Below are 21,268 nucleotides of genomic sequence, written 5' to 3'. Positions count from 1 at the left end.
AAGCTTGATTCCTTTATTCAAGAAAAATTTAACTGCAATGTATTCAAATGCATAATGTTTCATCAATTATCAAAGTTTTGCTGCTAATTCAGCACCATCACGAATCGCACGTTTTGCATCAAGCTCAGCAGCAAGCTTTGCACCACCAATAATATGATATTTAGCAAAGGTATTCTCACCTTCTTTTGGCATCAAATCTTTTACAGATTCTTGACCAGCACATACCACGATCGTATCAACACGCAATAACTGATCATGACCATTATGCTCGATCCACAATCCTTCATCAGTCACAGATTTATATTGAACGCCTCTTAACATACGTACTGCATGTTTTTTGAGTTGTGCTCGATGAACCCAACCAGATGTTTTACCTAAACCGATACCTAGAGGTGTCGTTTTACGTTGTAATAAATAAATTTGACGAACTGGCATTTCCACTTCAGGACGTTGAGTTCCACCTTCAGAAATATAGTCTGGATTTGGATCAACACCCCATTCACGCTGCCATTCAGCTAAAGGTTGTGGTTGAGGCTGATGCGGTGGCTTTAACAAAAATTCTGACACATCGAAACCAATACCACCCGCGCCAATAACTGCGACTTTATGCCCAACTTCAGCGCCTCTTAAAACTTCAGCATAAGATAAAACTTGTGAAGCAGTACTGCCCTGAATTTTTAAAGCACGAGGAACAACACCTGTTGCCACGATAACTTCATCAAAACCTTCACGTTCAAGTTGTTCACGATTTACGCGAGTGTTCAAACGTAAATCAACTCCAGTTTGTTTAAGTTGAACTTTAAAGTAACGAATCGTCTCATGGAATTCTTCTTTTCCTGGGACAACTTTCGCTAAGTTAAATTGACCACCGACATCATCACTTGCTTCAAACAACGTCACTGCATGACCACGACTTGCAGCGACTGTAGCTGCTGACATTCCAGCAACACCACCACCTACCACAGCAATACGTTTTGGTTTTTTAGTTTTAATATAAACCAATTCAGTTTCATAACACGCTTGTGGATTAACTAAACAACTCACACGTTGATTTTTAAACGCATGATCTAAACATGCTTGGTTACAGGCGATACAGGTATTAATCTCATCTACACGATTGGTTGCAGTTTTATTTACCCAGTATGGATCAGCTAAAAATGGTCTTGCCATTTGCACCATATCTGCTTTACCTGAAGCAATAATTTCTTCTGCAACATCAGGCATATTAATACGGTTTGAAGCAATGATTGGAACAGAAACATGCTGTTTAACATGAGCCGTATAGTCTACAAATGCAGCACGAGGCACAGAAGTGACAATCGTTGGGATACGTGCTTCATGCCAGCCAATCCCTGTATTTAATAAAGTCACGCCTGCTTTTTCAAGTGCCTTTGCTACTACGATCACTTCCTGCATTGTATTTCCGTCATGCACGAGATCCAGCATGGATAAACGGAAGCAGATAATGAACTTCTCACCCACTTTGGCACGGATTGCTTTTACAATTTCCACAGGAAAACGCATACGGTTTTCAATATCACCACCCCAGCGATCGGTGCGCTTGTTCACGTGGCTGCTAAGGAATTGATTGATTAAATATCCCTCTGAACCCATGATTTCAACACCGTCATACCCTGCTTTTTTAGCTAGGCTTGCACAGCGTGCATAGTCATCAATTGTAGCCAGAATTTGTGAATCTGACATTTGTCGTGGTTTAAATGGGTTAATTGGTGCTTGAATTGGCGAAGAAGAAACTGAAAATGGATGATATCCATAACGACCAGAATGCAAAATCTGCATAAGAATTTTTGAACCATGCTTATGCACAGCGTGAGTAACAAGACGGTGATGAGGAATATCCACCAAACTATTCATCGTACCACCCGCTGGCAATAACCAACCTTGACGGTTTGGAGAAATACCACCAGTGATAATAAGACCTACGCCCCCTTTTGCGCGCTCACCAAAATAAGCTGCAAGTTTAGGATAATTAAAAAAACGGTCTTCTAAACCAGAGTGCATTGAACCCATCACAACACGGTTTTTAATGGTCGTAAAACCCAAATGTAATGGTTTTAAGATATTTGCATAGCTAGTCATGGTATTCCTTCTATATTTATTGGCTTTGCAACTTGTTGCATAGTACTTTAACTGAATTTTTATACGTGTTTATGACTTTTTTTAAGAAAATGCTGACACTAAAGTCAAAACAAATGTAACCGTTATGATTTACATCTTAAAAATTCAATATTCCACATGAAAGCGCACATAATTTTTCTGCTTAGTTTTTTCTTTCGGGAAAACAAGCTCAATGAAAAGTGTTACAATAGCTCCGATTTTTTATTCTCAAGACCACCTATTCGGGGTCTTTACTAATAAACGTTAGGACAAGCAATGACTGATAATGCAACTATCTTGCAGCACGTACCTGTAGGCAAAAAAGTTGGGATTGCCTTTTCTGGTGGTCTCGATACTTCAGCAGCTTTATTGTGGATGAAGCAAAAAGGTGCGGAACCTTATGCTTATACAGCAAACTTAGGTCAACCTGATGAAGATGACTATGATGCTATTCCAAAGAAAGCTGAACAATACGGTGCAGTCAAAGCTCGATTAATCGATTGTCGTTTACAACTTGCTCTTGAAGGTATTGCTGCAATTCAATGTGGTGCCTTTCATATTAGCACTGGCGGTGTACCTTATTTCAACACAACACCTTTAGGTCGTGCAGTAACAGGTACTATGCTTGTGACAGCAATGAAAGAAGATGATGTGAACATCTGGGGTGATGGTTCTACTTATAAAGGTAACGATATTGAACGTTTCTATCGTTATGGTTTATTGACCAATCCAGCTCTGAAAATCTACAAACCGTGGTTAGACCAAACCTTTATTGATGAGTTAGGCGGTCGTGCGGAAATGTCACAGTTCCTCATCGACAACGGTTTTGACTATAAAATGTCAAAGGAAAAAGCGTATTCAACTGACTCTAATATGTTGGGTGCTACTCACGAAGCTAAGGATTTAGAATACCTCAATGCAGGTATCAAAATCGTAGACCCAATTATGGGCGTTGCTTTCTGGAAAGAAGATGTAAAAATTGATGCAGAAGAAGTATCAATTACTTTTGAAGAAGGTTTCCCTGTTGCATTAAATGGCCAGCGTATTGAAGATCCTGTTGAGCTGATCTTAGAAGCTAACCGTATCGGTGGTCGTCATGGTCTTGGTATGTCTGACCAAATTGAAAACCGTATCATCGAAGCAAAATCTCGTGGTATTTATGAAGCGCCTGGTATGGCTCTATTGCATATCGCTTATGAGCGCTTAGTTACAGGTATTCATAACGAAGACACGATTGAACAATATCGTATCAACGGTTTACGTTTAGGTCGTCTACTTTACCAAGGTCGTTGGTTCGATTCTCAAGCGCTTATGCTTCGTGAAACAGCACAACGTTGGGTAGCTAAAGCGATTACTGGTACTGTCACTTTAGAATTACGTCGTGGTAATGATTACACGATTATGAATACCGAATCTCCTAACCTCACTTATGAAGCTGAGCGTTTAACAATGGAGAAGGGTGATTCAATGTTTACACCAATGGATCGTATCGGTCAGTTAACGATGCGTAACCTCGACATTACCGATACACGTGCAAAACTTGGTATCTACACTGAAACAGGTTTACTTGCTGTTGGTCAAGGTTCTGCAATTCCTCAATTGGAAAGCAAATCAAAGTAAGCGATTGATAAGTAAATTATCTTACAGAAAAGGCTGAATATATATTCAGCCTTTTTTAATAGCTTAATAAGAATCGATGGTAAACAATCATTCCACAAATAGAACAATATATCTCAATTAAAGACTATTTATAACCATTATGAATCGATATTATTACTATCAAGCAAAACATAAGAATTAGGAGATGAAAGATGAATGCTTATCTACATCGTAGTGAAAATCGCGGTCATGTAAAAGCTGGCTGGTTAGATACTTACCATAGTTTCTCATTTGGTAGCTGGTACAATCCGAAATACATGGGTGTGAGTGCATTACGTGTAATTAATGACGATACGATTGCAGCACATAATGGTTTTGGTACGCATCCGCATGACAATATGGAAATTCTAACCTGTGTACTAGATGGCACCATTTCTCATAAAGATAGTATGGGTAATGAAGATCAAATTAATGCAGGTGAATGGCAATTAATGAGTGCGGGTACAGGTGTAACCCACAGTGAAATGAATAAGCATGATAAAGCAGTACATCTATTACAGATTTGGATTCAACCAAATGTTCAAGATGCTGCACCGACTTATCAGCAAATTCAGCTCAACCCAAAGGATCATCCTAACCAATGGCATCTAATCGCAGGCGATGAATCTGCACCAATGTTGATTCGTCAAAATGCTGAAGTAAAAACAGCTGTACTTGAGAAAGATCAACAATTAGAAATCACAGCAACGAAAAAAGTGAACTATGTTCACGTGGTTTCTGGTGAAGTTATGATTGCTGATCATCATGTAAAAGCTGGCGATGCTTTACTATTTGATGAGACTGCAACAATCAAGGGGCTTGAAGATGCCCAAATGATTTGGTTTGACCTACCATAAGTCGAAGTTTAACTCGTATCTCTCCCTCTGAGGTACGAGTTTTTTTAATCATGGTTACTACTATCACAACTGTTAGAATCCGAATTTGATTCATCACTAGAACGACATTCATCAGAATGCCGATCGTCATGTTCCTTATATGAATTAGATGCGGAAGTTGTTGAAGAATATGAATGACTATAATCAGCATTATCCTGTATAGACTTAACTTTCTTCGCTAATAAGATTAAGAAAACCAAACCAATGGTAAAGACTAAAATAATCAATATCAGCACCACAATCCCCTATTGCTACTCTAATTTTTGTTCCCAAATATAGCTTAGATTTTCTTCTAAAAATTGGCATTAAAAAAGCCCGATTAACGGGCTTTTCTACAACCTTGAACATTTTTAAAAACAATCAAAATTGTTTCGTTCGTTGTTAGCTGTGTATACAGGTTGTCATATCTTTGTTCATTTAGGAAAGATTTCTCTTAAATCCTAAATAGTATATGACCTCCTTATTGATTAAATTATCACCAATACTAATCTCGGTCAAGTAGCATTAAATTACAAAATCTAGGGTTAAATGCTTTGCAATTTTAACTAAGCTTAATCATAGTTATTTTTCAATTAATAGATTAAATAGCATGGGTAATCCCCCCTAAAAAAAATAGGATCTAAAAGTAGAATTTTCTCTTAAGATACGAGCAGGAGATTCTGCATGAAAACATCTAAATTTACTGACAGTCAGATCATGTCCATCTTGAAACAGGCAGAATCTGGCACACCTGTAGCGACCCTTTGCCGTGAACACGGCATGAGTAATGCTACCTTTTATAAATGGCGTGCCAAATATGGTGGTATGGATACATCATTAATGGCTCGACTGAAAGAGCTAGAAGCCGAAAATACCAGACTTAAAAAGATGTATGCGGAAGAGCGATTAAAGGCCGAAATCATCCAGGAAGCGATGGCAATGAGCAGCACTGCTGCGCAAGGGTAAAGCCATCTTGCCGGCGTAAGATGGCACAACAGGCAGTTGCCCAGCATGCCATTAGTATTCGTTTGGCTTGTAAAGCATTTGGCATTAGTGAAACCTGCTACCGCTATCAAGCCAAACTCAGCGATGACAATGCACTCATTGCTGAACAGCTCATTGAACTCACTGAGGAAAATTCCGATTGGGGCTTTGGTTTGTGCTTCTCGTATTTACGGCATGTTGAGAGTTGCTGCTGGAATCACAAGCGGGTTTACCGCATTTACTGTGAGTTGGCACTGAATCTGCGTATTAAACCGAGAAGAAGACTAAAACGGCATGCGCCTGAACCATTGAAAGAACCAATCCGAGAAAATCAGGTTTGGTCATTAGATTTTATGCATGATCAGCTTTCCGATGGTCGCAAGTTTCGATTATTGAATGTGATTGATGATTACCGCCGCGAAGGCCTAGCCATTGAAGCAGGGTTCTCATTGCCCACAATCAGGGTTATTCGTACGTTGAATCAATTGCTGGAGTGGAGAGAAAAACCGTTAGTGATCCGATGCGATAATGGTCCCGAATTTATCAGTCACGAATTTGTGCGCTGGGCTACTGAGCACGGTATTCGTATTGAATATATTCAACCGGGTAAGCCACAGCAGAATGCGTATATTGAACGCTCGCTATAATCGGACCATACGTTATAGTTGGCTGAGCAAGCATTTATTTGATACTTTGGATGAAGTACAAGATTATGCAACAAACTGGTTGTGGCATTACAACCATGAAAGACCACATCAAGCTAACAAAGGAAAGCCACCTCTAATGGCTGCTTAACCTCTACTTTTAACTTCGGTTATTTATGGGAGGATTACCATAAAATTTCAGCAATTCATTTGGACAATTTTTCAATACGGCTTCAATACGTTCCAACCAATGATATTCATGATTAAATTCCTTCAAGAACAAAAATAATATACATATATAATTATAGAGCTGATGATGTGCTTTCAGAGGAGCGTTCTTCCCCTTTTTAGGAGGAAAGACAAATGTTCTATTAAATAAGCGGCCCTGATGAGCACAGACATTTCGTAAATATGTAAGAGCATGTAACCATGACTCTAATATTTCTGGTGACAAGTCAAACTGTTTTGCAATTTGTTTACGATCTTTACTATGAACTAGATGTTGAAATAACCTAGACCATGTTCCCAAAGGTAAAACTTCCGCAATCATCCAACATGGCGGGTATTCTGGCGTATCATATTCTTGATAATAATGATGTATAAATGTTTCTCTTAGCTTTTCCTTTTCACTACCAGCATCTGCTTTTTTCGAAGTAAATTGCTTAATTCTACTAAGAAAACCCGATGCTTGAATTGATCAGAACATTGAAACAATGTTTCATTTAAAAACCAATGAGAGCTATTGTACTTAATTGATAATTCATGATTTATAACATTTCTTACTTCCACTTCAATACGGTCTATCGCTGCTAAAATAAGACTACGTAGTTCAGAGTCAATTAAACTAATGTCTATTAAAGTATCAAACTCAACATTGGAATGAAAAGTCTGTAACCTTTTACTGTTGTCACTTGAATTTAGCTCAATTAGGGTAGCATTGTCTTTCAAACCTTTGTGCAACAAAGCCAATAGCTATTAAAAGATTACAGACTTACACGCAGACGCTTTGAGATTTGATTGATCAATTAAACTTTGAGCAGATAAAAATAATTCTCTTGAGTGTCGCCATCCAAGTTCACAATGTTCTGCTGCTGCCCAAACCAATATTACTTCCGCTTGAGCGATCTCAGCCTGAGCACATGAAAAACCTTCATTTTGTTTTAATAATTCAGCATTTGCCCAAAGATCTCTGCGCATGACACTTGATTCAGAAAGAATAGCAGTTGTCAGCGTAAATTTTTCAATTTGTCCTTGTTCTAGTGCCTCAATAATATATTTTGCTTGTTGAAGTGCTTCAGTTCTCGCAGAACTTGGACTCTTTTCACTTCCTTCGTGAGCAGCGTAACTTAACCATGTTAAGGCTTTTATCGCTTGATAATATGCAATATTTTCAGATGGTTTTAAATAAGGTATCAGACGTGTTTGTAATGCCGCAACTTGCTTATCTTTAGGATTATAAGGCTTCTGTTGATTGACATCTTGTACCAAAGAACTAGATTGCTCTCCAACAATAATTTGCTCAGATGCAGACTCAGCAAATACAGAAGTGCTTACTGCAAGCAAACTAGCAGAAACCCCTATATAAAAATAAGAACACATTTTATATAAATTATTGTGAAGATATTTCATGTTTATGGTTCTCTCGAAGCATTTATTCCAGCGTTATTACCAGCAAATAGATTCTCATCGAATTTGAATCTAAAACGAACATAAGCGCCCTGAATTGTTGTATCACTATCTACTAGATCATCATCTTTATAACCTGAGAAGTTATAGCCACCTGACAACCATAGATTTGCTGCAACGAGATACCCAACCTCACCACCCAAGAGAACTCGACGCACTGAACTCATATCAGACCATAATACACCTGTATGTATTCCTGCATCCCATCTTTCATTGATGTCATATATAGCTCTTGCACTGAACATGTGTGTCATACCTGTAGACTCTAAACCAGAGAATGTAGCCTGCACATTTTTCAACGCATATTGACCCGACAAGGTAAAATCACGTGTTGGATGATAATTTAAATGGTTCGAGAAAATATAAACATGTTTAAGATACGGATTGTTTAAATCAGTTTTATTATCATCATAACGATATTCAACTTTAGCTAGTGCATCAAAACGATTGTGTTCTGTATCACGATAAGCCAATCCTAATTGGAAGCGATCCACTAAACGATCACCGCTACTATCATTTTTGCTATCTGTTAGGCTAACAACATTTTTTGCCAATAATGTCACATCATCCGAATATTTATAAGCAACGCCTAAATTGTTCAATATCGTATCTGATTGATCTGTCCAACGTGCTTCAATGCGAGCAACAGCTTTCCAGTTAGGGTTCTTTAAATATTCAATACCTAAAGATGCTGCTGTGCTATCAGAATTTGAGTTATTGGCATTTGATAATGATTTAGTTTGCTCAAAACTCGTATTGGCATAAAAACCTTTTTCAAGTTCCCATCGATTACGTAAACCAATTGCTGCCTCAGCCTCTCTCGCACTAATACCATCCCGAACACGATATTCACTGAAGGCTGTTCCATTATTGTTATATTTACTATCAAGACCGAATACTGTTACATTGCGGCGTTGATTACTATTCAGATCATAAAGACCACCAATGCTTGAAACTAATTCGTGACGACCATAAGCACGGAGTTTGGAATTAATTTGATAATTTGCGCCCAACGCGAAAATACGACGACCCGCTTCAGAAATGTCTTGTTCATATTCAGCAAAGACATTCGAACCTTGCCAAGGTAGTTGACTGATTAATTTAGAGCGAACTGTGACACCATGATATGGTGCAACTTGTGTTGTATTCAGTGTTGCTGAATTAGATGACTCATCATAATACTTTAAACCAAGTTCTACAGCCAAAATACGGTTAATTGCCCGTTCAATACTTGCTGATACACCTTGATTTACGCCACTTAACTGATCTTCTGTGCGAATCGCTTCAAGCTTAGCTAAGCCGATTTTATTTAATTGTACACGTCCCTTAATGCCACTCTCTTTACGACCAGCAGTAATAGGTGCCGCTGTATTATAAAATTCTCTATCAGCTTGGTTATGATAAACTTTCATTTCCAAGTCTTTATAAGAATAGTTTAATTCAACTCGTGCAGCATCACCCGATAACTTACCAGTTGCATCTGGTTTCACATTTCCTGACGTCGATGAATTTAAGTCATCATTAATATTCTCTGAACGAGCAAACTCAGCAATGAATTTACCTTTATCATTGGCAAATTTAACGACAGTATTCACACTTGCTAACTGATCTTGAGTTAGTGGGTTATTACTCTTCACATAAGAACCACCCACTTTAACTTTATCGGTGACTTTTACAGAACCAGACACACCACCAACCGTATATTCTTCACCACCTTGATCAGATTCAACTGTAATTCGTAAATATACTGGGTTTAAGTCAGGGCGAATTCAAACATGAGGTGCGACAGTTTGAAAAGTCTTATGATAATCAACAAGCTGAGCAAATTTCTCTAATGGTGTAAGCCAATCTAACGCTTTTCTAGGACGAGTATTCAGTGACATGGCAACTTGATTTAAATAATGCTGATCTGCCTGATTTAAATCAATCCCTTTAGGTAAATATTGCCTAATTAAACCATTCATATTTTCGCATGTGCCTTTTTGCCAGGGTGAATGTGGGTCACAGAAATATACATCTATGCCTAAATCTTCTTCAAGTATTTTATGTTCTGCCATCTCGCGTCCACGGTCATAGGTCAACGTTTTACGCAGTTCTGCAGGTAAATATTTCAGAGCTTCAGTTAAAGCCTTGCGCACTGATTCTGCCTTTGCATCAGGTAATGTTGCCAAGATACAGAGCCGTGTATTTCGTTCAATAAGTGTTGCTATCGAACTTTTATTGTCTTTACCTTTAATTAAATCAGCTTCCCAATGACCCGGTATTTTTCTTTCTTGAACTTCGGCTGGGCGCTCATGAATAGTTTTAATATCCTGTAATATAGAATCTTTTTTAGGTTCACCGTTAGCTTTTCGCTTTTTATTTTCATGACGTAGACAGGATAATAAGTCTTTTTTCAACTCACCCTTGGGTAATGCTCGTATCGTTGAATAAATCGTTGTATGGCTTACATTCATTGTTTGATCCAAATCAGGAAATGTCTTTAAACGCTTTGCTATTTGCTGAGGAGACCATAAACAACGGATCGCTTCAACAATAAATTTCCAGAGGATTGAATCGATTTTGAGTTTTCTGTGACCACGTCTACGTCTAGCAAAAGTGTTATCAGAAGCATATCGAGCTTGATAAACGTCATTGATGCTATTTCTTTTAAGCTCACGATAGATCGTACTAGGATGTCTTTTAATAAGTTCAGCAAATTTTCTGGCTGAAAAGCCTTCTTTTCTTGACTCAAGCATTAATGCAGTACGATCTTCAAAGTTAAGATGATGGTATGACAATTTTATATACTCCATAAACCCTTTAAATTAATTAGGTGGTTTATGTCGCACTTCAAGTTTTACTCTGCCCCATTACCTAAACTATAAGGACCTGAAATGCCCATAGCACGTTGTTCATTCACAACTTGTTGTGTATTTGTCTGTGCAGCAAACGCAGTAACTTTATATTTATCAGCTTCTACTGTACTACGAACACCTGTCAATGAACGGTTATATTGACCTAAAGATAAGCCGTCATCATTTTCAGTACGTGTTACGTAGTCACCATACATTGCATATGAACGTCCTTTATCGACACGAACATACAATTTACTAGTAGATTGAGCATCAAAGCCTTTGGCAGCAGAGTCACCATAAACTGGGTAATATTCATCTGGACGAATATCACGGAATAATCTTTGGTTTTTATCTTTATCTGAATCATATGCAAGTGTAAGCAGGTATTCACCTTTTACCTTACCTTTCAAAAATAATGCAGCACGACCCGTTATATTGCGCTTACCGTCTTTTGAAGCTGAAATCTCATTTAATTCTTCTTCAAAACCATCATTTGAATTAATACCACTCAATTCTTTAGGGTCAAACTTTTTGAAATTAAAAGAACCTTCAACCATACCTACAGCGATAATCGGTCTTAAATCAGGTAAGAAACGAATAGGTGTGCTTGAGTGGAATATACCACTTTCAACTGATAATGTTCCTTCACCGGCTTCAATTGGCGCTTGAATTGGAACAAGTAAAGTTCCACCTTCAACGAATACTTGAATACCTGGCTGTTTTGGAATTGTTGCTGTTATACAAATCGCTTTCGCCCACAGCAACTGTATTGACTAATCGATCACGCGTACTATTTTTTACACTAGTATCTGTTACGGAAGTTGCGGTAATGTCGAAATCCATTGTACTTGTAGAAGTACAATTCGCTGGGAAATAAACCCCTAATTTAATTCTTTTTGAAGTGCCGTAAGCCAATCCACCTGTATCAATGACACCATCGCCATTAGTATCTGTCAGCAATGTACGACCATCTGCATGATATAAACGAACTACAGCACAACTTGGTACATTACTTTTAACGAAGCTTAAATTATAAGTATCCGTCGCCTGTCCTGTATTCCAAACATAGTTATCAAACTGGATTTCTTTTGCTACACCCCCAAACGTATTATTTTGGGAGTTTAAGTTATTCAAGCCACCGTTTGGCTCGCCATCATCATTCGCGTTACTTGGGCTATTGTTAAGTACAACACCTAAGGTTTGCTGAACGTTAAAAATTACAGTATTGGTTAGCGTATTTTTCAGAATAGCATTTGATGCATTGTATTGTTGATAGTCGGCGGTATTGGCAACTTTTTCGGCAGCATTCGCATTCACAGTGACTTTAAAACTTACTGTGCCTTTACTTAAAGCTGCCACACTTGCAAGCTCTACATCTACTTGCCCATTATTCACTTTATATTTTATTGGCGCATTTGCACCCGTCTCAACATCATCAGCATCAGTTAACGATCCTGAACCATTTCCCCAACTACCGCTACCCGATTTATATGTTACATCTGTAGCTAATATATCTCTCAATACGAGTTTTGCTGCCGCAGTACCCGTATTTGTATAAGCTAACGTATAAGTAATTTCCGTGCCAGTTTTACCCGTGCTAATATTCTGTGATTTCGTCACTTGAATTACAGCATCATCCACAACTTTTGCTGTGTCACTAACGGACATAGCGATCGCATTATCATGCTGGCTTGTAGCTGTTAAAGTAAAATTAGCAACGTTATTTGCAGTTAGGTTGGTTGGAATACTTCCAACGACAACTAATGAGGCAAACTCGCCAGCTTCTAAGCGAAAACTTGTGGTCGAATTCAGTAGATTATTATTATCATCAGGCTCGCCATTCTGATCCCGATCGATGTAAATGGCTACATTATCTAGATTAAATTGATCATTCGTTAACTGAGTAAGGCTTAATTTATAGTCGTCTACAATGTTACCAGTGTTGGTTAAAACATGAGGGAAGTTAACTTTGCTTCCGATAGTTCCGATATTTTGCTGATTACTTTGTAAAGTTAAAGAGTAAATTGGTTGAACAGTTAAAATAACTGCATTTGAATTAATAACTTGCAGATTACCTTGTTCATCATAGAAGTCACCACTTGCAATATTGGTGATACTGCTTCCTGCTTTAGGTTGGGCAAATGCAATAGAACTATGAAATCCAACAAATAAGCCAAATAAAGCGATAAATGAAGTTTTTGAGACAGCACTTTTCTTGAATCGGCTTATCATGTTTCAGAACCCACAAAAAATTAATAAAGTCTTATTAGCATTTTGACAAAAGCATACTGTAAAAACACAAAATTGAACACAAAAAAATCAAATAAAGTGTTTTATATCTAAACACTTTATCTTACGATAAAATTCCATTCTATATCTGCATACTTACTAGACCTATTTCATAAATCATTTTTTACTCAACTCCAAGTTATAAATTCCAGCAATTAGATTGAATCTCAAACCAAGTCTTTTAGCTCTATTACGATAATGCTCCGCAAGGATCTTGAAAGTTTTTAGACTGCCAAATACATGCTCAATTGCTATTCTTCTTTTATTGATTTCCTGATTATAGTTTTTATTTCAGGATCCAATTTACAGCGTCTTTTGGTTTTTACGGCAACAGGCTATTGGGATACAAAGTATAAATCCCCTGATAACCCTTTATCTGCAAGAACAAAGGCTCCTGAAGGAATATGGTTTAAATTTCGTTTGAACAACTCGAAATCATGCATTGCATCGCGACTGCTACATAAACTCAGAATTTGCTGAGTCTTGTAGTGAATCATGGCCTGTACTTTAAAGGTATGGGTCTTTTTCTTGCCGCTATAGCTTTTCTTCTATTTTTTAGGCATTTGGATTGGAATTTCCGTGGCATCTATGATCACAACATTCCAGTCGATGCCTTCGCCCTCGGGTAAATCTTTGGGTAAATTAAACAGATTGGACCAAATCAGGCAGTCTTCAACATGACGGACAATTCTTGAGGCTGTGGGGTCTGAAATCCCGTAACTCGCCGCAACGTGAAATAAGGTTCGGTATTCCCACCAATCGCTTAGACAGAGCAGAACCTGATCCTCCAGAATTAACTTGGGCGGTCTGCCTTTGGCAGAGACATGCATTTTCAATTGGTCAACCATTAAATAAAAGATTGATCATGAGATGCCTGTGTATCGCTTAAACTGAGGATCAGAAAGCTTGTTTGAATCGATGTATTTCATCCGCAGATTATGCACGAATGTCAAGAAATCTAGAGTATAAATATTAACCAAAAAGAAGATCGTTTTTTGATTTATGAAAGAGATCTACTGTTTAAATTAGGGGCTTAGGAAGTTAAGCATATCAAAAAGTATGGTAACTTCCTTATATGAAAGCAAAAAATAATTGCCGCGCTTCACTGGTTTTTGCATAAATCCACCTTGGTGTCGTAGCAGCACCAAACACAAAACCCAAGTGTAAACTTGGGGGCGTTTTGGTGCTAAAACGAAAATAATAAGGTGTTTTTGACGCAGATTTTGACGATTTTAAACCATCAAGCTGACCAATTTAGCATTAAAAACTCTTAAATTGCCTTAATTTTAGCGACTTAACTAATTGATAATTAAGTATAAAATTTTGGTAGGTATATCCAGACTCGAACTGGAGACCTCTACGATGTCAACGTAGCGCTCTAACCAACTGAGCTATACACCTAGAATGAACAGCATAATATTCATTTTTTATAAGCTTCACAAGTTTTTTTGAACCTGTTTTAGTGTAATCGCACAGTCTTTAAGCAAATGCTTAAAGAGCATGAGATTATTTTCATTCTTTTGCTCCTTAAAAATAATTTTTTGATATAACACAATAAGTTGTTCAAATGATTGATGACCATTAGCCTGTTCAGATAAACGATGCATCCACATCTGAAATGTCTCAGAATGTCTTTTTCGCAAGTGAATGGGCAACTTTTTCTGAAACTTTTGTATTTCACGGTCGTAAGACGTTTGTTTGGATCTTTGCACCCACCAATAATAAGCCGCATACAAAATTAGAATTGATCCAAATCCTCCGATTAAAATAATCACATAGGCATAACTTGAATTTAATCCTAAACGTGATAACCAATTTTTTTGCTTTTCTACGTCATATCCAACGACTTTACTCTGCCATTGATAACTTAAATAATCACTCCAAATTCGCATGTTTTTTAGCATTTTAAACTGCTGTAAACGCCAAGCTTCTGATTGCTGATCACCCCAAACTGTTTCGTCTTGGGCTAAATAATTTTGCATGCCTGTGTCAATTCTTTGCGGCGCAATCATCGCTGTTGGATCAATTCTTTGCCATTTACCATTTAGATAAACTTCACTCCATGCATGTGCATCTAATTGTCTTACTTCCCAACTCTGATTATCAGGTGCTAGTTGCCCCCCTTGATAACCTGTTACCACACGGGCAGGAATACCTGCATAACGCATTAACATTACAAAACTAGATGCATAGTGCTCACAAAACCCTTTACGACTTGAAAATAAAAACTGGTCTATGCGGTTTCCACCCAAAGTTCCAGGAGTTAATGTGTATACAAAACCATTTTTGCGATACCAAGCTAAGACACTTCGGATATATTGGTTCGGTTGATGTTGGCTCTGATTCAATAATGTTTCTGCGAGTTTCTGTGCTTTTGGATCTAATCCTTCAATATACCGAGTGTTTATTTCTATTTGTATTGGATTCAAAACTTCTGATTGGGCAGATATTCTGCCTAACCACAACATTTGTATTGGTTGATTTCGCTTTATCAATTTTGATGGGCGAATACTATCATCCTGATAAACCTGTAAATATCGTTCTTGAGGAACTGAATATTCAAGTCCCATGATCCAATTGGATTGTTCATCAGCTGATAAATATTGGTATTTAACTTGTTTTTGAGTAGCGTAATTCACTCGCTTCAAACTTTGATTTGAATAATGACTGGTCCACGTTGAACCATCATACATATCCAATACCAATGCTCTCCAATATAAATCATTTCGACTCGGCAACTGATTCATATTTGCCACAATACGAAATGCTAGAGCTGATGATTGCGACAGCTCCGCAATATCACCTGGTGACATACGATCACTAATCCCTGTCGTCGCGCGATCTTGTTGAATTGGAATTGCCCACAATGGGGGTAACCGCGGGAAGAAAATAAATAATAAAATAAAAAATGGGGTCGCTACTGCTACAAATTTAAATATCTGCTTTAAATCACGTCTGAACTGGTTTGATGCTGATTTTTGCTGAAAAAGTGCGGTTTGAATGCGATATAACCCAACCATACACATGATAAATACAGAAAATACGATTAGCGCCATCCAGAATGCTTGACTATGCAATAACAGACTAGCACTGACAAATAGTGCGAAGTTAAATACAACCAATAGATCTCGAGTATTTTTAACTTCCATTGTCTTTGCAATTAAACAAGTACAAAGAAATGCAACTCCTGCCTCCACACCAAACAAGCTTCGGTATTGTAAAAAGATCAAGGCAATTGAAACTATCGTAAATGGAACAAGTATCCAATTCGAAAATGCTGTGATTTGGTTCTTTAAATATCGCCAAACCAAAACCAACAATACGACAGCCCATAGACCACTCAAAGTAAATGGAATAAAAGGGATTTGCCCAATCAGTATTAAGGCTAGCGCAACTAAAATACAGAAATAAATTTGTTTATTCATCATCAAGCCTGCGCCAGCAAAAGTTTAGCCTTGATTAACTGTGATTGACCTTGTCCACTTTCTAATCGTGCATGAGGCAATATCACAGCATAGTCATCGCCCAATAGTTCGCATTGCTCAATTAAACCCATCATAAAACTCAGTTTTTGTTCATGCCCTTGTGCAGGTATTTGTTGATAATCTATTTCTAAATATTGATGATTGGCTTGAGTTTCGAACATTTTAATAAAAAATCCTTGTCCTCTTGCAACCTGTTTCCAAGCTACATTCTGATAGGAATCACCATGTTGAAATGCTCTTAGCTCTTTAAACTCATCTAAGCTGTCTTGAGTATTGGTAGGTTGGCTTTTATGTTCTTTTTGCCAATCGTGAGCTTTGGGAGCAATCCACACCTTATGCTTAGGATATAAATAAGTCCATGCACGCACTAAACCGAATGGGTAAGTAGAATATATTTTTATGGGTGAAAAATCGTATTGTCCTCGAGTATTTGGATAAAATGGCAACTCAAAAATTTGTTGAGTATGCTCAAAGCAGAAAAAATGTTCTTTCTCTTCACTAATTATTCTCAAATATCGGGTGAAGATACTTTTTTGTTTAAACATTATTTTTAGTGTAAATGAGTTATCCACTTGCCCTATTTCAGGAAAGACAAGCTCTATATCCAGCCGATGTAACTGCTTAAAAGTAAGATAAAAACTAATCCATAAAATTGCACTAATTAAAAAACAAAAACCTAGAATTAACGCTATTATGTAGCAACAGCACAATAAATAGAGTGATTCGCCATTTAAAATAATTCCTTTACACATAAGGAAAGGGATTATGGCTGAATCACATATCGTATCAGGATTAACTAAAAAACGTGCGGAATTGCTTGGTCAAATTGAAGCACATCAAAAAGAAATTCAACGTATCTCTGAAATGCTACTGCATGTAGATCACACTATTAAGTTATTTTCACCTGAATTTGATCTAAGAAGCGTTAAATCTAAGCGTACAAATCAAAGAAACCCTTATTTTGGAAGAGGTGAACTACAGTCATTAGTCTTAACTTGCTTGCGTGAAGCAAAAGAGCCAATGAACTACAAAGATTTAATGATGAAAGTTTTGGACATTAAAGGCATAGATTCATCTGTAGGCAATGATATTTCACCTAGCTTCATCAAAGTGCTGAACCGATTAAGAGATAAAGGTATTATTATAGCCCATAGCAATCATCGTCCTCATTTGTGGGGCATAGCGGATTAGCAGACTAAACGCTCTGATTTACGCTTATTGCCCTGCCAATAGCCACACCAATCTTTATGTGTTCGAGTTTGAGCGCATTTCATTAAAATATCAGTAAAGATTTCACCATTCGACCATCTACGAGTATCTTCACGATAAGCAGCTTCATTGGCATAGTTGGCAAGGTACATCACACCAAACTTGTGCATCTGCCCTAACTGCATACGTCTGAACCGACTAAAATAGCTTTCAGCAAGATTATTGGTCACACCATCTTTAGAACGGTATTCATATTGATGATTGACACGCTTAGTCGTGAAACGAGCATTTAGTGTATCGTATGCGGTACTTTCATCTGCATGGATTGTTGAGCCGTGTTTGATATGCTGATTGGCAAGATGATTAATGTCTTTTTGGTTTTCACTATAAACTACATAAGTTTTGGTTTTATCAGCACCTTGTAGATTACTGTTCATTGCTTTTTGGCGTAGTACCACAATGCACCGTTTATTTGGATTTTGATATTCAGCCTTGCGCCGATCTACACGGTCATCCTTGTGGTTTTTAGGGCGTACATAGCCATTTACATACGCACCATCCATGTGAACATCACCTGATAGTAATTCATCGTCACGCTGATCTATAAGGCTTTCACGGATTTTATGTGCCAATACAAAAGCAGTCTTATACTGAACACCTAAATCCCGACCTAACTGCAAAGCAGATAAGCCTTTTACAGCGTTAGAGTAAATGGCAATAGCAGCTAAATAGATTTTGAGTGGTAGTTTGTGAAAGGCAAAGATCGTACCTGATGTTACGCTGAACGTATGATTACAGCACTTGCAACGCCATTGCTTGCGTCCACGTATGAAATAGTGATGATCTTGGGTATCGCAATGAGGGCATATCGGTTGTTCTTTTCCCCACCGCATTTCTTTGAACAATAAGAAAGCTTGTTCATGGGTGATTTGCATAATTTCATATACAGATAAAGTACGAGCCTTTGCTGATAGTAGGAAATGTTGCTTAGATTCTTTTTTCATAAAATCACCCATCACAAACAAGATATGCTTAATATATTGTAATAGTTTTAATCATCAAATATAATGATTTAAAATATTATAGCGACATGCTATGTCGTTTATCTTTTATGAGGTCAAACCGTGAGTGACGATGAATGGAAAGACTATGCCAAAGGCTTAATTAAGGCAGAAATTGCCCGAAAAAATATAAGCCTGATTGATCTATCCAAAAAGCTTGAAGCAATGGGTATATCAGAAACACCACAAAACATTAGCAACAAGATCAATCGTGGTACGTTTGGGGCAATATTTATGCTTCAAATACTTAAAGCGATTGATTGTAAAGAAATTCGACTATAACCACTTACCAAACCTAAATAGGATATTCTTAATGTCTGATAATTCACTGAAAAAAGGCAGATACACACGCCATAGCAATAAAATTGGGCTTTACTCCACAAGCCATGATCGAATTGGTTTTTTAAATAATAATAACGATGTGGTTTTAAGCTTCCCTTTTAAAGATACTGTGCTTGAAGCAGGTATGAGTAAAGAGGATTCAGGGCGTGAAGAACGCTTTTTACATCAAGAAATTGATGGAAAAGATATTGATACGTTATTTGAGCCAAAAGCATTGACTAATTTTCAATATTATTCGCACCCTTGCACAGCACAGCACAGCACAGCACAGCACAGCACACAGTAGACGAATCTGAAACTAAAATAAATTTTTTTGATCAAAATGGTGAATTACAACAAAACCTTTTAATTAAAGGTAATAACCTACTCGCTTTGCATTCTTTGAAGCAACGATTTTCTAATGCAGTAAAATGTATATTCATTGACCCACCTTATTATTTTATAGATACAAAACCTGCGGACACTTTTGCATATAATTCAAACTTTAAATTATCCTCTTGGTTGGTTTTTATGAAAAATCGCCTTGAAATTGCTAGAGAGTTTTTAAAAGAAAACGGCATTATTTTCATCACTATTTCAGATGATGGCGCACATTACCTAAAGGTATTAGCAGATGATATTTTTGGACGGGAAAATTTTATTGCGGATGTAATTTGGCAATCAAGAAAATCTATTTCTAGTGATGGTTTATTATCTATTTCAAGCACACACGTTCTTACATACGCTAAAGACAAAACAGCAATCAATAAGGCTCATTTTAAATTAGCCTTGGATATAGAGGGTTTTGATCTAGAGGATGAACTAGGTAAATACAAAATTGAACCATTTGATGCTCCTAATGTCCGTGAAAATTTAGAATATAAGATTACCAATCCTAATAATGGAGATGTTTATACGCCACCTAAAGGTCGTCATTGGCGTACAACAGAAAAAGAATACCTCAGTTTACTTGAAAGAAATCGCATTCAATTTGGTTCAAAGGGCTTAACTAAACCACAATTAAAAGTATATTTAGAAGATGCTATTGAAGCAGGTAAAGGAAAAGCTGGGCGAATTCAAACATGAGGTGCGACAGTTTGAAAAGTCTTATGATAATCAACAAGCTGAGCAAATTTCTCTAATGGTGTAAGCCAATCTAACGCTTTTCTAGGACGAGTATTCAGTGACATGGCAACTTGATTTAAATAATGCTGATCTGCCTGATTTAAATCAATCCCTTTAGGTAAATATTGCCTAATTAAACCATTCATATTTTCGCATGTGCCTTTTTGCCAGGGTGAATGTGGGTCACAGAAATATACATCTATGCCTAAATCTTCTTCAAGTATTTTATGTTCTGCCATCTCGCGTCCACGGTCATAGGTCAACGTTTTACGCAGTTCTGCAGGTAAATATTTCAGAGCTTCAGTTAAAGCCTTGCGCACTGATTCTGCCTTTGCATCAGGTAATGTTGCCAAGATACAGAGCCGTGTATTTCGTTCAATAAGTGTTGCTATCGAACTTTTATTGTCTTTACCTTTAATTAAATCAGCTTCCCAATGACCCGGTATTTTTCTTTCTTGAACTTCGGCTGGGCGCTCATGAATAGTTTTAATATCCTGTAATATAGAATCTTTTTTAGGTTCACCGTTAGCTTTTCGCTTTTTATTTTCATGACGTAGACAGGATAATAAGTCTTTTTTCAACTCACCCTTGGGTAATGCTCGTATCGTTGAATAAATCGTTGTATGGCTTACATTCATTGTTTGATCCAAATCAGGAAATGTCTTTAAACGCTTTGCTATTTGCTGAGGAGACCATAAACAACGGATCGCTTCAACAATAAATTTCCAGAGGATTGAATCGATTTTGAGTTTTCTGTGACCACGTCTACGTCTAGCAAAAGTGTTATCAGAAGCATATCGAGCTTGATAAACGTCATTGATGCTATTTCTTTTAAGCTCACGATAGATCGTACTAGGATGTCTTTTAATAAGTTCAGCAAATTTTCTGGCTGAAAAGCCTTCTTTTCTTGACTCAAGCATTAATGCAGTACGATCTTCAAAGTTAAGATGATGGTATGACAATTTTATATACTCCATAAACCCTTTAAATTAATTA

General features: G+C 37.3%; 15 protein-coding genes, 1 tRNA gene and 8 pseudogenes. 7 read left to right on the top strand and 17 right to left on the bottom strand.

Translation table 11 applies throughout. The features are described 5' to 3' along the window. Positions 1-69 precede the first annotated feature (69 nt). Entirely contained in the window at positions 70-2,100 is a 2,031-nt protein-coding gene (locus R2H34_RS07035; RefSeq protein ID WP_125272436.1) for an NADPH-dependent 2,4-dienoyl-CoA reductase, read from the bottom strand. A gap of 294 nt (positions 2,101-2,394) precedes the next feature. Between R2H34_RS07035 and argG the strand changes: the two genes are divergently transcribed. From argG to R2H34_RS07015, 3 genes and pseudogenes are all read left to right on the top strand, one after another. Then, positions 2,395-3,738, top strand: a complete 1,344-nt coding sequence (gene argG / locus R2H34_RS07030) for an argininosuccinate synthase (RefSeq protein WP_004913003.1) — start codon at positions 2,395-2,397, stop codon at positions 3,736-3,738. A 191-nt stretch (positions 3,739-3,929) separates the two neighbouring features. Continuing rightward, positions 3,930-4,613 carry a pirin family protein gene (locus tag R2H34_RS07025; protein ID WP_087541005.1) on the top strand — a complete coding sequence of 228 codons (684 nt, stop codon included), beginning with the start codon at positions 3,930-3,932 and terminating at the stop codon, positions 4,611-4,613. A gap of 702 nt (positions 4,614-5,315) precedes the next feature. After that, positions 5,316-6,410, top strand: a pseudogene (locus tag R2H34_RS07015) (IS3 family transposase). 9 nt (positions 6,411-6,419) lie between these two features. Here R2H34_RS07015 and R2H34_RS07010 read toward each other — a convergent pair. The 14 genes and pseudogenes from R2H34_RS07010 to R2H34_RS06955 all read right to left on the bottom strand — a co-directional run. Further along, positions 6,420-6,860 carry an Abi family protein gene (locus tag R2H34_RS07010; protein ID WP_235675706.1) on the bottom strand — a complete coding sequence of 147 codons (441 nt, stop codon included), beginning with the start codon at positions 6,858-6,860 and terminating at the stop codon, positions 6,420-6,422. A gap of 11 nt (positions 6,861-6,871) precedes the next feature. Next, the gene (locus R2H34_RS07005) at positions 6,872-7,207 is read right to left on the bottom strand and encodes an Abi family protein (protein ID WP_252715319.1); all 336 of its coding nucleotides are present in this window, start codon (positions 7,205-7,207) and stop codon (positions 6,872-6,874) included. A 27-nt stretch (positions 7,208-7,234) separates the two neighbouring features. Continuing rightward, a complete protein-coding gene (locus tag R2H34_RS07000; RefSeq protein WP_151762554.1) occupies positions 7,235-7,822 on the bottom strand; it encodes a hypothetical protein in 588 nt (195 codons plus the stop codon). A 68-nt stretch (positions 7,823-7,890) separates the two neighbouring features. Then, positions 7,891-9,705, bottom strand: a pseudogene (locus R2H34_RS06995) (hypothetical protein); the annotation flags it as partial. A 9-nt stretch (positions 9,706-9,714) separates the two neighbouring features. After that, on the bottom strand, positions 9,715-10,683 hold the full coding sequence (locus R2H34_RS06990; protein WP_014538385.1) for an IS30 family transposase: 969 nt from the start codon (positions 10,681-10,683) through the stop codon (positions 9,715-9,717). Between the two features lie 113 nt (positions 10,684-10,796). Further along, a pseudogene (locus tag R2H34_RS06985) lies at positions 10,797-11,513 on the bottom strand (hypothetical protein); the annotation flags it as partial. Further along, positions 11,506-13,014, bottom strand: a pseudogene (locus R2H34_RS06980) (hypothetical protein); the annotation flags it as partial. The pseudogenes R2H34_RS06980 and R2H34_RS06985, both read right to left, overlap by 8 nt. Positions 13,015-13,188: 174 nt before the next feature. Beyond that, a pseudogene (locus R2H34_RS17910) lies at positions 13,189-13,359 on the bottom strand (transposase); the annotation flags it as partial. A gap of 47 nt (positions 13,360-13,406) precedes the next feature. Next, complete coding sequence (locus R2H34_RS06975; RefSeq protein WP_318342534.1) at positions 13,407-13,568, bottom strand: hypothetical protein; 162 nt, start codon at positions 13,566-13,568, stop codon at positions 13,407-13,409. A 2-nt stretch (positions 13,569-13,570) separates the two neighbouring features. Continuing rightward, positions 13,571-13,667, bottom strand: a pseudogene (locus R2H34_RS17905) (transposase family protein); the annotation flags it as partial. Positions 13,668-13,793: 126 nt separating this feature from the next. Further along, positions 13,794-13,901 (bottom strand): annotated as a pseudogene (locus R2H34_RS17900) (hypothetical protein); the annotation flags it as partial. A gap of 494 nt (positions 13,902-14,395) precedes the next feature. Further along, a tRNA-Val gene (locus R2H34_RS06965) sits at positions 14,396-14,472 on the bottom strand. A gap of 35 nt (positions 14,473-14,507) precedes the next feature. Then, positions 14,508-16,496: a DUF3488 and transglutaminase-like domain-containing protein gene (locus tag R2H34_RS06960; protein WP_282896482.1), complete on the bottom strand. Its 1,989-nt coding sequence runs from the start codon at positions 16,494-16,496 to the stop codon at positions 14,508-14,510. A 2-nt stretch (positions 16,497-16,498) separates the two neighbouring features. Then, positions 16,499-17,254: pseudogene (locus tag R2H34_RS06955) on the bottom strand (DUF58 domain-containing protein); the annotation flags it as partial. A gap of 67 nt (positions 17,255-17,321) precedes the next feature. Here R2H34_RS06955 and R2H34_RS06950 point away from each other — a divergent pair. Further along, on the top strand, positions 17,322-17,747 hold the full coding sequence (locus R2H34_RS06950; RefSeq protein WP_002121608.1) for a hypothetical protein: 426 nt from the start codon (positions 17,322-17,324) through the stop codon (positions 17,745-17,747). Here the strand turns inward: R2H34_RS06950 and R2H34_RS06945 are convergent. After that, complete coding sequence (locus R2H34_RS06945; protein ID WP_002121625.1) at positions 17,744-18,769, bottom strand: IS1595 family transposase; 1,026 nt, start codon at positions 18,767-18,769, stop codon at positions 17,744-17,746. The two genes, R2H34_RS06950 and R2H34_RS06945, sit on opposite strands and share 4 nt — an antisense overlap. 120 nt (positions 18,770-18,889) lie before the next feature. Between R2H34_RS06945 and R2H34_RS06940 the strand changes: the two genes are divergently transcribed. The 3 genes from R2H34_RS06940 to R2H34_RS06930 are packed head-to-tail and all read left to right on the top strand — an operon-like array spanning position 18,890 to position 20,233. Beyond that, the gene (locus R2H34_RS06940) at positions 18,890-19,108 is read left to right on the top strand and encodes a DUF6471 domain-containing protein (RefSeq protein ID WP_002121548.1); all 219 of its coding nucleotides are present in this window, start codon (positions 18,890-18,892) and stop codon (positions 19,106-19,108) included. 31 nt (positions 19,109-19,139) lie between these two features. Next, complete coding sequence (locus tag R2H34_RS06935) at positions 19,140-19,454, top strand: hypothetical protein (RefSeq protein ID WP_126624328.1); 315 nt, start codon at positions 19,140-19,142, stop codon at positions 19,452-19,454. Continuing rightward, entirely contained in the window at positions 19,412-20,233 is an 822-nt protein-coding gene (locus tag R2H34_RS06930) for a site-specific DNA-methyltransferase (protein ID WP_318342533.1), read from the top strand. Before R2H34_RS06935 ends, R2H34_RS06930 begins: the two co-directional genes overlap by 43 nt. Here the strand turns inward: R2H34_RS06930 and R2H34_RS06925 are convergent. Continuing rightward, entirely contained in the window at positions 20,224-21,192 is a 969-nt protein-coding gene (locus tag R2H34_RS06925; protein WP_014538385.1) for an IS30 family transposase, read from the bottom strand. The two genes, R2H34_RS06930 and R2H34_RS06925, sit on opposite strands and share 10 nt — an antisense overlap. Positions 21,193-21,268 lie beyond the last annotated feature (76 nt).

Origin of the sequence: Acinetobacter sp. 16 (genome assembly GCF_033439925.1) — a bacterium.
GTDB lineage: Bacteria > Pseudomonadota > Gammaproteobacteria > Pseudomonadales > Moraxellaceae > Acinetobacter > Acinetobacter junii.
The sequence above is the reverse complement of the archived record's forward strand: the minus strand, read 5'-3'. Positions and strand labels throughout refer to the sequence as shown.